This is a genomic window from Streptomyces sp. NPDC002602, assembly GCF_042889445.1.
Classification (GTDB): Bacteria; Actinomycetota; Actinomycetes; order Streptomycetales; family Streptomycetaceae; genus Streptomyces.
The window spans coordinates 349,077-363,368 of record NZ_JBIAQX010000003.1 but is presented as its reverse complement, the minus strand read 5'-3'; the positions used below and the strand labels follow the sequence as shown (position 1 = coordinate 363,368).

Sequence of the window (14,292 nt, the reverse complement as noted above, 5' to 3'; positions counted from 1 at the left end):
CCCGCGGCGAGCACGCCGCGGGGCGGTCCTGTGTCGTACGGATCGGGCGCGGGGCCTCAGCCGCCGGCCCCGACCTTCGCCGCGATCCGGTCGCCGGTCGCCTTGTCGATGGTGCGCCAGTACTGCAGGGCGCGCTCCAGCACCGGGGGACTCACCCCGTCCAGCAGGTGCCCGGCGACGTTCGAGACGAGGCGCTCGCGCGCCGCGTCGTCGAAGACCTCCCGCACCATCGTGCCCGGCTGGCCCCAGTCGTCGTCCTCGGAGCGTGGCGTGTACGCCTCGCGGACCATCTCGCCGGACGTCGCCCAGCCCGCCGGCTCCCCGAAGCGGGCCGTGTCCGCGGCCGGGCCGCCGTACGAGTTCGGGGCGTACGGGCGCGCCGCCGCCGACGCCTCGAAGCGCATCGCGCCGTCCTTGGCGTACGAGGAGACCAGCGACCGGGCCCGGTTCGGCGGGAGCTGGGTGTAGTTCGCCCCGATCCGGTAGCGGTGCGTGTCCGGGTACGAGAACAGCCGGCCGAGCAGCATCTTGTCGGGCGACGGGCCGATGCCCGGGACCAGGTTCGACGGCTCGAAGGCCGCCTGCTCGACGTGGATGAAGTAGTCGTCCGGGTTCTTGTCCAGCGTCATCCGACCGACCTCGATCAGCGGGTAGTCGCCGTGCGGCCACACCTTGGTCAGGTCGAACGGGTTGAACCGGTAGCCCGGGGCGTCCTCGAAGGGCATGACCTGGACGTGCATCGTCCACGTCGGCGCGTTGCCGCCGGCGATCGCGTCGAAGAGGTCCCGCCGGTGGTAGTCGGGGTCCTCGCCCGCCAGCCGGTCCGCCTCCGCCTGCGTCAGGAACTCGTTGCCCTGGTCCGTCTTGAAGTGGTACTTCACCCAGAACTTCTCGCCGCCCGCGTTCACCCACAAGTAGGTGTGCGAGCTGAAGCCGTCCATCGTGCGGTAGTTCCTCGGGATGCCCCGGTCGCCCATCAGGATGGCCACCTGGTGCGCGGACTCCGGGGACAGGGTCCAGAAGTCCCACTGCATGTCGTGGTCGCGCAGACCGTTGTCCGGCCGGCGCTTCTGCGAGCGGATGAAGTCCTGGAACTTGCTCGGGTCACGGACGAAGAACACCGGGGTGTTGTTGCCGACCATGTCGTAGTTGCCGTGCTCGGTGTAGAACTTCAGGGCGAAACCGCGCGGGTCCCGCCAGGTGTCGGGGGAGCCCTGCTCACCCGCGACGGTCGAGAAGCGGGCCAGCATCTCGGTCCTGCGGCCCGGTTGGAAGACGTCGGCCTTGGTGAACTGGCTGACGTCGTTGGTCACCTGGAAGACGCCGTACGCGCCCGCGCCCTTGGCGTGAACCACCCGCTCGGGGACCCGTTCCCGATTGAACTGGGCCATCTTCTCGATCAGGTAGTGGTCCTGGAGCAGGATCGGGCCGTCCGGGCTCACGGTGAGCGAGTGCTCGTCGCTCTCCACCGGAATCCCGACGTTGTTCGTCGTGTACGGAATCCTCTGCGCGTCCTGGGTCACGAGCGTCCTCCCGTAGGGGTCGGTTGGGTCGCACGCATTCACCTGCCCAGTCAACGCCGATCATGCGCCCCCGGCAACGGGAGCTCGAACCACACCACCTTTCCACTGCTCAGCCGCGTCGCACCCCAGCGGCGGGCCATCCGGTTGACCAGGAACAGGCCCCGACCGCCCTCGTCGGTGTCCCGGGCCCGGCGCTGGCGCGGCAACTGCGGGGAGTCGTCGCCGACCTCGCAGCGCAGCACGTCCGTACGCAGCAGGCGCAGGGTCACCGGCCGCTCGGCGTACCGCACGGCATTGGTGACCACCTCGCTGACCAGCAGCTCCAGCGAATCGCTCAGCTCCTCCAGACCCCACCGGGTCAGCGCCCGGCGGGCGAAGCGGCGGGCCCGACCCGGCGCGGTCTCCTCCGGGTCCAGGAACCAGTACGCGACGTCACTGGGCGCGATCCCCTCGAAACGGGCCGCGAGCAGCGCGATGTCGTCGTCCCGGTCGCCCGGGCCGAGCATGTCCAGGACGTCGTCGCACAGGGCCTCCAGCGGCGGCGGGTGGTCCAGGCCCGTGAGCTGGGCGGTCGTCGCCAGCCGCTCGCGGAGCTGCTCGATGCCCGTCCACACGTCGCGCAGCCGGGACTCGACCAGCCCGTCGGTGTACAGCAGCAGGGTGGCCCCGGCCGGGGCGTCCAGCTCCACGGCCTCGAAGTCCACGCCGCCCACGCCGATCGGGGCGCCCGGCGGCACCCGCAGCACCTCGGCGCGACCGCCCAGGTGGAGCAGCACGGGCGGCGGGTGGCCGGCGTTGGCGATGGTGATCCGGTGCGAGACGGGGTCGTAGACCGCGTACAGGCAGGTCGCCATCCGGTCGGAGCCGAGCCGCTGCGCCTGCTCGTCCAGGTGGTGCAGGACCTCGGCGGGCGGCAGGTCGAGTTGCGCCAGGGTCTGCGCCGTGGTGCGCAGCTGACCCATGATCGCGGCGGAGGTCATGGAATGGCCCATGACGTCGCCGACGACCAGCGCGACCCGGCTGCCGGGCAGCGGTATGGCGTCGTACCAGTCGCCGCCGACCCGGGCCGTCTCGGCGGCGGGCAGGTAGCGGGAGGCCAGCCGGACCCCGGTGGGCTGGGGGAGGCTGTCCGGGAGCATGGTGCGCTGGAGCTCGTCGGCGATGTACGCCTCACGGCCGTACAACACCGCCTTGTCGATGCCGAGCGCGGTGTGGGTCGCCAGTTGGGCGGCGACCAGCAGGTCGTTCGTCTCGAAGGCGGGCCGGTCGGGGGTGCGCAGGAACACCGCCGCGCCGATCACGCGCCGGCGGCCCCGCAGCGGGGCCAGGATGGCCCGCTGACCGCGCGGGACGGGATGGTCGGCCCCCAACAGCTCCGGGAGCGCGTCCTTGGCTCCTGCGGCCGATCCGAAGACGGGCCGTACGCCGCGCAGCACCTCGGCGAGCGCCCCGCCCGGCCGGATCTCGCACAACTCGGCCGCCGGCAGGTCGCCCTGCGGGCCGACCAGCGTCATCTGGCTGAAGTCGAGCTCGCCGGCGGCCCCCGCGGCCCCGGCGGGATCGCCCCCGGTCAGATCGTCGAGCGGCCGGAGCCGGTCGGTGCGCCGGAGCCTTAAAACGACCGGTCCGACGGGGCGCTCGTCGCCCACCGGCAGCGGGTCGCGCAGGTAGACGAGGATCGCGTCCGAGAAGGTCGGCACGGTGGCCCGGCACAGGCCCAGCACGATCTCGTCGAGGTCGATGCCCCGCGCGATCCGGCGGGTGGCCGCGCCGACGAAGCGCAGCCGGTCGCCCTCCCTGCGGGCCGTGCCGGTTTCCGCTCCGGCGATCGGGCCGCCGCCGTGCCGGCCCGCGCCGCCGCCCACACCGTCCACCTGGACCTCGTCGGCCGGTGTGCCGTCGAGGTCGCCGGTCGGGGCGGTGGGCTCGGGGCGGCTGCCCGGCCGGGCGCCGTGCGTGGTCCGCTCCTCCGCGCCCCGGGGGCGGGGAGGAGCGGGCGCGCGGACCTGCGCCGCCTCACCGGCGGCCGCGTTGCGGGCGGCCTCGCCGTCCCGGGTCCGGGCGCCGCCCTGACCCGGCTCCCCGCCGGCCGGCCCGTCCGCCGGTGAGGCGGCCGCGGTGCGCGGCCGGGGAAGTTCGCCGGCCGAGGCGGACGCGGGGGCACCGCGCTCCGAACCCGGACCTTGCGCATGCGTGCGTACGGCCTCGGTGGCCGCGACGGCGGCCTTGCCGTGGCCGGCATCGTCCGTACCTCCGCCGGAGGCGACGGGCTGCGGGCCCTCCTGGGAGGTGGGGTACTCCGTCACGCGTGGAATTCCGTCCGTTTGCGCTCGATGTGCGCTGCACTCAATCGGTCAGTCGCGGTATACCCGCTCAGCGGCAGGGGCACCACCGCCCCGCGGTTCCGCGTCCCGCTCGTTACCTCTCGCCCAGCGTTGATCTCCGGTCAAGTCCCGTGTACGGCACGTCAATTACGGATGTACAGCCTGGCGGCAACGCCGCAGACGACCCGGCGGAGGACGATCCTACGGTTGAACCCCGGGGGCGCATCAAGGGTCTCATGAGGTCATATGCGCCGGGGTGCGGTCCCAGTCCCCGGGGAGAACCGGCACCTTCCAGGCCGGATCCGGCCTCCACTTCTCCCATCCGGAGGAGAACGGCGCCCCCCATTCCTTGATGAGCTCCACGGCCGCCAGGCCGGCAGCCTCCACCTCGCGCGCCCGCTCGGGAGCCATCAGTCCGATCCGCCGGGCCTGTGCGAACTCGTCCTCGTCCAGCCACTTCCAACTGCGATCCGGGGCCACGGCGATGTCCAGGAAATGGTCCACGGAGTCCACCCCGCCGGCCCAGCGGGTCCGCGGTTCCTCCAGGTTCACGTACCAGTTCTTGAAGCGCCAGCCCTGCTCCCAGAACAGCCACACCGACCACGGGTCCCCGGGGCGGGCCAACTTCAGCACCCCGGTGCCGGACCAGTGCGACCGGGCGGTGGTGCGCGGTGCCGTGTACCGGGTGGCGAGGGGCTCCGCGTGGATCGAGGTGCCGTCGGCCAGCACCGGCTTCACGCACTCGGTGCCGGGGGCCATCCACACGGCCAGCAACTCCTCGGTGTCCCGCACCACCGTCACGGGCCGACAGATGTGGACCCGACCCGCAGGCCCCGGGGCGTGGTCGCGGTAGCGCCAGAGGATCTGCTCGCCGGGCGCCCAGTGCGAGCCCCGGGCCCCGTCGTGCGTCCCGCCGCGCGCCACGCCGCCCCGGCGGCCTCCGATACCTGTCATGCGCAGATCTTAGGGCTGAGGTCCGTACGCGTGACGCGACGCAGGTCACGGAGGTGCCCGGGGACGGGAAACGACCGAATCCGGCCCCCGGCGGGGGGCGATTTCAGGGCCGGGTCATCCGCAGGACGTCCAGCGCCTCGTCCAGTTGGGCGAGGGTCAGCGCGCCGCGTTCGACGTAGCCCTCGTCCAGCACGACCTCCCTGATCGTCTTCCGTTCCGCCAGCGACCGCTTCGCCACCTTGGCCGCCTCCTCGTAGCCGATGTAGCGGTTGAGGGGGGTCACCACCGAGGGCGAGGATTCGGCGTACTCCCTGGCCCGCTCGGAGTTGGCGGTGATCCCGTCCACCGTCCGGTCGGCGAGCAGCCGGCTCGCGTTGCCGAGCAGGCGGATCGATTCGAGCAGGTTCCGGGCCATCACCGGGAGCATCACGTTGAGCTCGAAATTGCCGGCGGCGCCCGCGACGGCGACCGCGGTGTCGTTGCCCATCACCTGTGCGGCGACCATGAGGACGGCCTCCGGGATCACCGGATTGACCTTTCCGGGCATGATCGAGGACCCCGGTTGCAGATCCGGGAGATTGATTTCGGCCAATCCCGTGCGCGGTCCGGAGGCCATCCAGCGCAGATCGTTGGAGATCTTGGTGAGCGAGACCGCGATCGTGCGGAGCATTCCGGACGTCTCGACCAGCGCGTCCCGGGCGCCCTGGGCCTCGAAGTGGTCCCGCGCCTCGGTCAGCGGCAGTCCGGTCGCCTCGGCCACCTCCGCGATCACGGCTGCGGAGAACCCGGGCGGCGTGTTGATGCCGGTGCCCACGGCCGTTCCGCCCAGGGGGAGTTCGGCCAGTCGCGGCAGCGCGGCGCGCAACCGCTCGATGCCGTAGCGGATCTGGACGGCGTATCCGCCGAACTCCTGGCCGAGCGTGACCGGGGTGGCGTCCATCAGGTGGGTGCGGCCGGCCTTGACCACCGCGACGAACTCGGCGGACTTGCGCTCCATCGCGTCGGCGAGGTGCTCCAGGGACGGGATCAGCTCACCGATGACGGCGGCGGTCGCGGCGATGTGGATGGAGGACGGGAACACGTCGTTGGAGCTCTGCGAGGCGTTGACGTGGTCGTTCGGGTGGACCGGGCGGCCGAGGCGTTCGCCGGCGAGGGTGGCGATCACCTCGTTGGCGTTCATGTTCGACGAGGTGCCGGATCCGGTCTGGAAGACGTCCACCGGGAAGTGCTCGTCCCAGCGCCCGTCGGTGACCTCCTCGGCGGCGGACCGGACGGCCTCGGCCACGTCCGCGTCCAGGACCCCGAGCCGGGCGTTCACCACGGCGGCGGCGGCCTTGATCCGGGCGAGTGCGGCGATGTGGGCGTGTTCCAGGCGCTGTCCCGAGATCGGGAAGTTCTCCACCGCGCGCTGGGTCTGGGCCCGCCACTTCGCGTGGGCGGGGACCCGTACCTCGCCCATGGAGTCGTGCTCGATCCGGAACGCGCCGGGTGTTCCTGCGGCCTGCTGGTCCTCTGTCATTTCCATGGCCTCCTCAAAAAGTTGAGCAATTGTCTTGTTCGAACTGTTCCCAAGTCATCTACCGGCCAGTAAATACCGGGGGTAACACCGATCTCGGGGAGGCGTTCATGGCACGTGCGCGTACCAGACCCATGCTCAGATCTACCGTCGTCGCGGTCGCGGCGATGGCGGCCGCCCTCGGCGGCGTCGGCGCCGTCACCCCCCTGGCCCAGGCGGCGCCCGCCGCCGCCGTCACCCCTCTCTCGCCCGAACTGGAGGCGATCCGGGCCGCCGAGGCGACCAAGATCTACGGTGACTCTGCCATCCGCCCGCTCGCGGAGCGCAAGACCGGCCTGATCTCGCTCGGCGACAGCGAGATCTCGGGCGAGGGCGTCGGCGGCTACGACCCCGCGACCAACACCCCGAACAACCAGTGCCACCGCTCGCCGGACTCCGCGATCCACCGCACCGGCATCCCCGCCGACCTGACCTTCAACGTCGCCTGCTCCGGCGGCTACACGGGAAACATCAGGATCGGCGGCAGCAAGCAGTACGCCGACGAACTCGTGCAGAGCGACAACCTCGCCGTCAAGGCCCGCAACACGAAGATCAAAATGGTGCTGCTGGTCGCGGGGGCCAACGACGACCTCCAGTTCGGCCCCGTCATGACCGACTGCGTCACCCGCTGGGTGCTGATCCAGGGCGCCTGCGAACCCAAGTACGGCCCCGGCTGGCAGGCGCGCGTCGACGGCCTGAAGCCCAAGGTGGAGGCCACCGTCGCCGACCTCAAGACGGTCATGCGGGACGCGGGCTACGCCGACACCGACTACAAGCTCGTCGTGATGGGCTACCCCAGCCCGATCGGCCCCGACTTCAACGACAACCCGAACTTCCCCGGCAAGCTCCCCGGCGGCTGCGCCGGCTACGACTCCGACGCCACCTGGGGCCGCAATCACGCGGTACCCGCCTTCGAGAAGGGCATGCGCGCCGCCGCCCTCGCCTCCGGCGCCACCTACCTGGACAACTCCCGCCTCTTCCACGGCCACGAGGTGTGCATGGAGGACGCCTGGGCCCGCGGCCTCTACCTCGACCTCGGGGACCACTTCCCGTGGGACGAGAACACCGCCCGACAGTCCTTCCACCCCAACTACCGCGGTCACGGCGCCTTCGCCTCCTGCCTGACCCAGCTCTACACCTCGGGCCTGCGCGAGGCCTCCTGCGCCGACCCCGCGAGCACCGGCACCCCGGTCCTCCAGGCAGGAGCCTGGGACGACCTGTACAAGCCGCTGAGGAACGAGGCGACCGGCAACTGCCTGGACTCCAACGGCGGCGCGAGCGCCAACAACACCAAGGTGGTGGCCTGGGACTGCCACGGCGGCCGCAACCAGGGCTGGTGGTACGACACCGCCCGCAAGGCCCTCCACGTCGAGCTGACCCAGGACCGCTGCGTCGACGCCCCGGGCGGCAACTACGGCAACGGCACCGGCCTGATCCTGTGGAACTGCCACGGCGGCGCCAACCAGCAGTTCCTCCGCGACGGCGCCACCCTGCGCCCCGCGGCCGCGCCCGGGATGTGCCTGACCGTGGCCGCCGCCCACGAGCAACTGCGCCTGCGGGCCTGCGACGGCTCGGCGAACCAGCGCTTCGCGTAACCGCCCCGCACCACCGCCCCACCCCGCTCACCCTGACACCCGGCCGGCGCGCGCCGGCCGGGTGTCACATGTCCCGCAGCAGCTTGCGCACGTCCCGCGGCCGGTTGGTGATGAGCGTGTCCACGCCGAGCCGCACGCACAGCTCCACGTCCTCCGGCTCGTCCACGGTCCACACCCGCACCGACAACCCCTTCGCCTTCAACCGCCCCACCAGCCACGGGGAGCGGCGCACCAGCTCGATGCCCGGGCCCGCGTGCGTGGCGTACGGCGGGCGCACCGGTCGCAGCCGGCGTTCCATCAGGTACACGGCGGGCAGCCCCGGGGCCAGCCGGTGCAGCCGGGTCAGCGCGGTGCGGGAGAAGCTCATCACCTCGACGCGGCCGGCGGACCCGTCGGCCAACCCGTACTCCCGGAGCATCCGCACCAGCTCGGCCTCCAGCCGGCCGCCCGCGCGCGACGGGTGCTTCGTCTCGACGGCGAGCCCGACCGGCCGCGGCGCCGCCAGAGCCTCCCGCAACAGGTCCTCGAAGAGCAGCACCCGGGCGCCCGAGTGCCCGGCCCCCTTCCACGCCCCGAAGTCGAGGGCGAGCAGCTCCTCGTACGTCATCGCGGAGACCACCCCGCGCCCGTCGGAGGTCCGCTCCACGCGCCGGTCGTGCACACAGACCAGCCGGTGGTCGGCGGTGAGCCGGACATCGCATTCGAGCGCGTCCGCCCCGTCCTCGACGGCCTGCCGGTAGGCGGCCAGGGTGTGCTCGGGGTGCTCGTGGGAGGCCCCGCGGTGGGCGATCACACGGACGGCGCGGGGCGAGGGTGTCGCGGTCATGCGGAGATCCTTGCGAACCGGGGTGAACGGAGCGGTGCGTCCCTGTCACCCCGACGTTAACCGGACGCGCCGGCTCAGGGCCTGATCGGCGCCGGCGGCGCGGGAGTGACGTCGAACATGCCCGCACGACCGCGGCGAGGGGGCAGGGGGCCGTGCGCGGGCCCCCGGGCGCCCAGGCTCCCTTCCGCGGTCGGCGGACACGCGTGAGGGCCCCTCCGCCGATCGGCGGAAGGGCCCTCACGGGGCGTCACGAACCGGTGCGCGTCACGGTGCGGGGCACGTGACGGGGCATGTGGCGGACCGGTGTGTCACAGACCCGGACCGCGCACCGGGATGTGGGTGAACGTCGGCTCCGGGGCCGGGTTCTGGAAGAAGTCGTTGCCCTTGTCGTCCACGACGATGAACGCCGGGAAGTCCTCGACCTCGATCCGCCAGACCGCCTCCATGCCGAGCTCCTCGTACTCCAGGACCTCGACCTTCTTGATGCAGTCCTGGGCCAGCCGCGCCGCCGGGCCGCCGATCGAACCCAGGTAGAAGCCGCCGTGCGTGCCACAGGCGTCCGTCACCTGCTGCGAGCGGTTGCCCTTGGCCAGCATGACCTTGGAGCCGCCCGCCGCCTGGAACTGCTCCACGTAGGAGTCCATGCGGCCGGCTGTGGTCGGGCCGAAGGAGCCGGAGGCGTAGCCCTCGGGGGTCTTCGCGGGGCCGGCGTAGTAGACCGGGTGGTCCTTCAGGTACTGCGGCATCTCCGCGCCGGTGTCCAGCAGCTCCTTGATCTTGGCGTGCGCGATGTCGCGCGCCACGACCAGCGGTCCGGTCAGGGACAGGCGGGTCTTGACCGGGTGCCGGGTCAGCGTCGCCAGGATCTCGTCCATCGGCCGGTTCAGGTCGATCGACACCACGTCCGCCGCGTCGTCGAGGTGCTCGTCCGTCGTCTCGGGCAGGAAGCGCGCCGGGTCCGTCTCCAACCGCTCCAGGAAGACCCCCTCGGCGGTGATCTTCGCGGTGGCCTGCCGGTCGGCGGAGCAGGACACGGCGATGGCCACGGGCAGCGAGGCGCCGTGGCGCGGGAGGCGCACCACGCGCACGTCGTGGCAGAAGTACTTGCCGCCGAACTGCGCGCCGATGCCGATCTTCTGGGTCAGCTCGAAGACCTGCTGCTCCAGGGCCTCGTCACGGAAGCCGTGGCCCAGCGGGGAACCCTCGCGCGGCAGCTCGTCCAGGTAGTGCGCGGAGGCGTACTTCGCCGTCTTGAGCGCGTGCTCCGCCGACGTGCCGCCGACCACGATCGCCAGGTGGTAGGGCGGGCAGGCCGCCGTGCCCAGCGAACGGATCTTCTCCTCCAGGAACTTCATCATGGAGGCCTCGTTGAGGACCGCCTTGGTCTCCTGGTAGAGGAAGGACTTGTTGGCGCTGCCGCCGCCCTTGGCCATGAAGAGGAACTTGTACGCGCCGCCGTCCGTCGCGTACAGCTCGATCTGCGCGGGCAGGTTCGAGCCGGTGTTCTTCTCCTCCCACATGGTGAGCGGGGCCATCTGCGAGTAGCGCAGGTTCAGGCGGGTGTACGCGTCGTAGATGCCGCGCGACAGGGCCGCCTCGTCACCGCCCTCGGTGAGCACGTTCTGACCGCGCTTGCCCATGACGATCGCCGTGCCCGTGTCCTGGCACATCGGCAGGACGCCGGCCGCCGCGATGTTCGCGTTCTTCAGCAGGTCCAGCGCCACGAACTTGTCGTTCGCGGAGGCCTCGGGGTCGTCGATGATCCGGCGCAGTTGCGCGAGGTGCGCGGGACGCAGGAAGTGCTGGATGTCGTGGATCGCCTCTTCGGCGAGCTTGCGCAGCGCCTCCGGCTCGACCTTGAGGAACGTACGGCCGTCGGCCTCGAAGGTCGAGACGCCCTCCGCCGTCACCAACCGGTAGGGGGTGGTGTCCTCGCCCAGGGGCAACAGGTCGGTGTACGCAAACTCTGGCATGACGGCAGTCATTCCTCACTCGGCAGACGGCGCTGGCGACCAATTGGCAGCGCGGCTTACCAGCGTAGGACCTCCGTCCCGGACGGCGCTTGTGAGGTAAGGCTCACTGGACGGGTGACGGGGAGTATCGCGATCTATCGTGTCTCGCTATGCTGGTCCGCGTGGACCTGGAAAAGCACACCGCCGCCCCCGCCGCATCCGCTGCCGCCCCGGCCGCCGAGCTGCGCGCCTCCGACGCCGACCGGGACCGGATCGCGCAGATCCTCGCCGACGCCGTGGCCGAGGGTCGACTGACCGCCGAGGAGCACTCCGACCGTCTGGACACCCTCTACGCCGTCAAGACGGTCGGGGAACTGGACGTGCTCGTGAGGGACCTTCCCGCCGCCGCCGGCTCCGCCCCCGCGAGCGCCGCCCCCGTCGCCGCGCCGGCGTCCGGGCCGGTCGAGACGGTCGTCGCCGTGTTCAGCAGCTCCTCCCGCCGGGGCCGTTGGCGCCCGGGCGCGCACACCCGTGCCGTCTCGGTCTTCGGGGACATCACCATCGACCTCACCGAGGCCGTCTTCGAGCAGCAGGTCACCGAGATCAACGTCACCGCCGTCCTCGGCAACGTCGAGGTCCTGGTGCCGGAGAACGTCACGCTCCGTGGGTACGGCAGCGGGGTCCTCGGCAACTTCGAGGTGCACGGCCGCAGTCGCGGGGAGACCGACCCCCAGGCCCCCGTGGTGATCGTCCGGGGCTTCGCGCTGCTGGCCAACATCGAGGCCAGGCCCAAGCTCGGCGCCCGTCTCGTCGACCTCGCGGACCGGATGCGCAAGCGCCTCGACCGCTGACGGGACGGCCGGCGGCGGAGCCCCGGTCGGAACGCGGGCGGCCTCCGACCGGACCGTGAACGGACTTCGGCCGGCGTGCGCGTGGTGCGGGGGGGCGCGTTTCGGTCGAACTTCGCCGGAGCGGCCGACGCGCGGCACGCAGTGCATAGGGGGGCGTACAGCGGGTAGGGACAGGTGCATCGTCTCTCGCTCGCGTATACGTCGTCAGGAGTAGACCGTGCCGCATCCGCCGCATCAGTCCCTGCAGGTAGCCGCCGTCAAGAGTCTTCAGGCGCGTCCGACCGTCGTGCCGAGGCCGCGGGTGTCGGCAAGGGAAGAGGACGGCCCCTGGCACGCGGAGGCGGTGTGCCGCAGGGACGAGGCGGGACTGTTCTTCGCGCCCTCCAAGGAGCCCACCGCGGCCCGTCTGGCCCGCGAGGAGGCCGCCAAGCGGGTCTGCGCGCGCTGCCCCGTGATGGTCGCCTGTCGGGAGCACGCGCTGCTCCAGCCCGAGCCCTACGGAGTCTGGGGCGGACTCACCGCCGCCGAGCGGCGCGTCGTGCTGGCCCGCCGGCGCCGGCGGGCCGCCGAACTGCGCCCCGGAAGCGGCGCCGACGCGATCGCCGCCGCGGGCTGAGCCCCGGAGCGCGAGAGCTCGTACGGGGCAACGCGAGAGCTCGTACGAGGCGAACCGGCACCGGCACGCACGTACGCGAGAGGGGCGGGCCCGCCGCACACGGGACCGCCCCTCTCGTCGCGCCGTCGCGCCGGCCCGACCGCTCCTACTGGGCGCGGTCGAAGTCGATCGCGCTGTACGCGCGCAGCTTCGACAGCCGGTGGGTGGAGTCGATCTGGCGGATCGTCCCCGACTTGGACCGCATGACCAGCGAGGACGTGGTCGCGGTCGCCGAGCGGTAGTGGACACCGCGCAGCAGCTCGCCGTCCGTGATGCCGGTGGCGACGAAGAAGACGTTGTCGCCGGACACCAGGTCGTTCGTGTGCAGGACCCGGTCCAGGTCGTGGCCCGCGTCGATGGCCTTCTGGCGCTCCGCCTCGTCCTTGGGCCACAGCTTGCCCTGGATGGTGCCGCCGAGGCACTTGATGGCGCACGCCGAGATGATGCCCTCGGGAGTGCCGCCGATGCCGAGGAGCAGGTCCACGCCGGTGCCCTCGCGCACCGCCATGACCGAGCCCGCGACGTCGCCGTCGGAGATGAACTTGATCCGCGCGCCGGTCTCGCGGATCTCCTTGACGATGCCCTCATGTCGGGGGCGGTCGAGGATGACCACGGTGACGTCCTCGACGGCCATCTGCTTGGCCTTGGCGACGCGGCGGATGTTCACCGAGGCGGGGGCGTTGATGTCGACGAAGTCGGCGGCCTCGGGGCCCGTGACCAGCTTCTCCATGTAGAAGACGGCCGACGGGTCGAACATGGTGCCGCGGTCGGCGGCGGCCAGGACTGCGATGGCGTTCGGCATGCCCTTGGCGTTCAGGGTGGTGCCGTCGATCGGGTCGACGGCGATGTCGACCTCGGCGCCGGTGCCGTCGCCGACCCGCTCGCCGTTGAAGAGCATGGGGGCTTCGTCCTTCTCCCCCTCGCCGATGACGACGACGCCGTTCATCGACACGGTGGAGATGAGGGTCCGCATCGCGTTGACCGCGGCGCCGTCCGCGCCGAGCTTGTCACCGCGGCCGACCCACCGGCCCGCGGCCATGGCTGCGGCCTCGGTCACCCGGACGAGCTCCAGGGCGAGGTTGCGGTCGGGGGCTTCGGGAGAGACTTCGAGCTGGGGCGGCAGGTTGTGCTCGGACATCGGAGCGCACCTTTCTGTACGACGACGGCCGGGATGTGAGGGTGCTGGAACTCTATCGGTACGTCGACATATTGAGCAGAGCGGGTCACGAATGAGCGGAATATCGGTCAGCCGTTTGGCCTGAGCGGACGCCTTGCGGCGACGGGGCCGCCGGGCGGCTGTCACGGCGCGGGTGTCACGACGCGGGTGTCACGACCCACCCCGGGGGTGATCGCCCCGGGCGATGGGGGACCATGGAGCCGTGGCAGGCATGAAGGGCAAGCAGACGGTTTGGGACATGGTCCGATCGCTGGCGGTGATCGGTGTCGTCGTCGCGGGGATATACATGTTCATCCCGCACGACGAGAAGGCCGACCCGACACGGGTGGTCGACTACCGCGTGGAGACGGCCACGGCCCGCCGCGCGGCGCCGTACCCGGTCGCCGCGCCCGCGGGGCTCCCCGCGCAGTGGCGCGCGACCTCGGTCACCTTCGACCGCAGGGACGACAACGCCTGGCACCTGGGCTTCCTGGACCCGCAGAAGCAGTACGTGGCCGTGGAGCAGAGCACCGACACCTCGGCCAAGCGCCTCGCCAAGCTGACCCAGCAGGCGAAGGCCACCGGGGAGACCCGGCAGATCGGCGACCGGTCCTGGGAGCTGTGGGACGGCGAGAAGTACGACGCCCTCGTCCGCCAGGAGCAGGGATACGTGACCGTGGTGACCGGGACGGCCTCCTTCGACGGGCTCGGCGCGATGGTGTCGGCGCTGGAGTTCAAGCAGGGGAGTTGAGTCCAGGCCGATCCGTGCCGTGCCGTGACGCACGCGGTCGTGGGGGGGGGGGGGGGGGCGGGCCCCCCCCCCCCCCGGGGGGGGGGGGGGGGGGGCGGGGGGGGGGCCGCCCCCGCCGCGGGCGGCGGGGCCGCGGCGCCCCAGCCCGCG

11 protein-coding genes are annotated in these 14,292 nt (G+C 71.9%); 4 read left to right on the top strand and 7 right to left on the bottom strand.

Annotation, left to right across the window (positions count from 1 at the left end; all coding sequences use genetic code 11):
* Positions 1–56: 56 nt before the first annotated feature.
* From ACFYW3_RS10945 to ACFYW3_RS10930, 4 genes are all read right to left on the bottom strand, one after another.
* A complete protein-coding gene (locus ACFYW3_RS10945; protein ID WP_351763772.1) occupies positions 57–1,523 on the bottom strand; it encodes a catalase in 1,467 nt (488 codons plus the stop codon).
* 50 nt (positions 1,524–1,573) lie between these two features.
* Entirely contained in the window at positions 1,574–3,829 is a 2,256-nt protein-coding gene (locus tag ACFYW3_RS10940; protein ID WP_389386105.1) for a SpoIIE family protein phosphatase, read from the bottom strand.
* A 252-nt stretch (positions 3,830–4,081) separates the two neighbouring features.
* Positions 4,082–4,801 carry a DUF402 domain-containing protein gene (locus ACFYW3_RS10935; RefSeq protein ID WP_351763358.1) on the bottom strand — a complete coding sequence of 240 codons (720 nt, stop codon included), beginning with the start codon at positions 4,799–4,801 and terminating at the stop codon, positions 4,082–4,084.
* A gap of 103 nt (positions 4,802–4,904) precedes the next feature.
* The gene (locus tag ACFYW3_RS10930) at positions 4,905–6,320 is read right to left on the bottom strand and encodes a class II fumarate hydratase (RefSeq protein WP_389386104.1); all 1,416 of its coding nucleotides are present in this window, start codon (positions 6,318–6,320) and stop codon (positions 4,905–4,907) included.
* Between the two features lie 131 nt (positions 6,321–6,451).
* On the opposite strand from ACFYW3_RS10930, the gene ACFYW3_RS10925 reads away from it, so the two are divergent.
* On the top strand, positions 6,452–7,951 hold the full coding sequence (locus ACFYW3_RS10925) for a ricin-type beta-trefoil lectin domain protein (RefSeq protein ID WP_389386103.1): 1,500 nt from the start codon (positions 6,452–6,454) through the stop codon (positions 7,949–7,951).
* A gap of 64 nt (positions 7,952–8,015) precedes the next feature.
* Here the strand turns inward: ACFYW3_RS10925 and ACFYW3_RS10920 are convergent, their stop codons facing one another.
* A complete protein-coding gene (locus tag ACFYW3_RS10920; protein WP_389386102.1) occupies positions 8,016–8,777 on the bottom strand; it encodes a glycerophosphodiester phosphodiesterase in 762 nt (253 codons plus the stop codon).
* Positions 8,778–9,085: 308 nt separating this feature from the next.
* Positions 9,086–10,750, bottom strand: coding sequence for a fumarate hydratase (locus ACFYW3_RS10915; protein WP_389386101.1), 1,665 nt, complete (start codon positions 10,748–10,750; stop codon positions 9,086–9,088).
* Positions 10,751–10,911: 161 nt separating this feature from the next.
* Here ACFYW3_RS10915 and ACFYW3_RS10910 point away from each other — a divergent pair, with 161 nt between their 5' ends.
* The gene (locus tag ACFYW3_RS10910; RefSeq protein WP_351763352.1) at positions 10,912–11,580 is read left to right on the top strand and encodes a DUF1707 domain-containing protein; all 669 of its coding nucleotides are present in this window, start codon (positions 10,912–10,914) and stop codon (positions 11,578–11,580) included.
* A gap of 217 nt (positions 11,581–11,797) precedes the next feature.
* Complete coding sequence (locus ACFYW3_RS10905; protein WP_389386100.1) at positions 11,798–12,196, top strand: WhiB family transcriptional regulator; 399 nt, start codon at positions 11,798–11,800, stop codon at positions 12,194–12,196.
* Positions 12,197–12,341: 145 nt separating this feature from the next.
* Here ACFYW3_RS10905 and glpX read toward each other — a convergent pair whose 3' ends face one another.
* The gene (gene glpX / locus ACFYW3_RS10900) at positions 12,342–13,373 is read right to left on the bottom strand and encodes a class II fructose-bisphosphatase (RefSeq protein WP_351763350.1); all 1,032 of its coding nucleotides are present in this window, start codon (positions 13,371–13,373) and stop codon (positions 12,342–12,344) included.
* 250 nt (positions 13,374–13,623) lie between these two features.
* Here glpX and ACFYW3_RS10895 point away from each other — a divergent pair, with 250 nt between their 5' ends.
* Positions 13,624–14,142, top strand: a complete 519-nt coding sequence (locus tag ACFYW3_RS10895) for a DUF4245 domain-containing protein (RefSeq protein ID WP_389386257.1) — start codon at positions 13,624–13,626, stop codon at positions 14,140–14,142.
* Positions 14,143–14,292 lie beyond the last annotated feature (150 nt).

What these genes read in the sequence shown, in the direction of transcription:
- ACFYW3_RS10925 (WP_389386103.1), top strand. Translation starts at nt 6,452, where the DNA reads ATGCTCAGATCTACCGTCGTCGCGGTCGCGGCGATGGCGGCCGCCCTC.
- ACFYW3_RS10935 (WP_351763358.1), bottom strand. Translation starts at nt 4,801, where the DNA reads ATGACAGGTATCGGAGGCCGCCGGGGCGGCGTGGCGCGCGGCGGGACG.
- ACFYW3_RS10895 (WP_389386257.1), top strand. Translation starts at nt 13,624, where the DNA reads ATGAAGGGCAAGCAGACGGTTTGGGACATGGTCCGATCGCTGGCGGTG.
- ACFYW3_RS10915 (WP_389386101.1), bottom strand. Translation starts at nt 10,750, where the DNA reads ATGCCAGAGTTTGCGTACACCGACCTGTTGCCCCTGGGCGAGGACACC.
- glpX (WP_351763350.1), bottom strand. Translation starts at nt 13,373, where the DNA reads ATGTCCGAGCACAACCTGCCGCCCCAGCTCGAAGTCTCTCCCGAAGCC.
- ACFYW3_RS10920 (WP_389386102.1), bottom strand. Translation starts at nt 8,777, where the DNA reads ATGACCGCGACACCCTCGCCCCGCGCCGTCCGTGTGATCGCCCACCGC.
- ACFYW3_RS10930 (WP_389386104.1), bottom strand. Translation starts at nt 6,320, where the DNA reads ATGACAGAGGACCAGCAGGCCGCAGGAACACCCGGCGCGTTCCGGATC.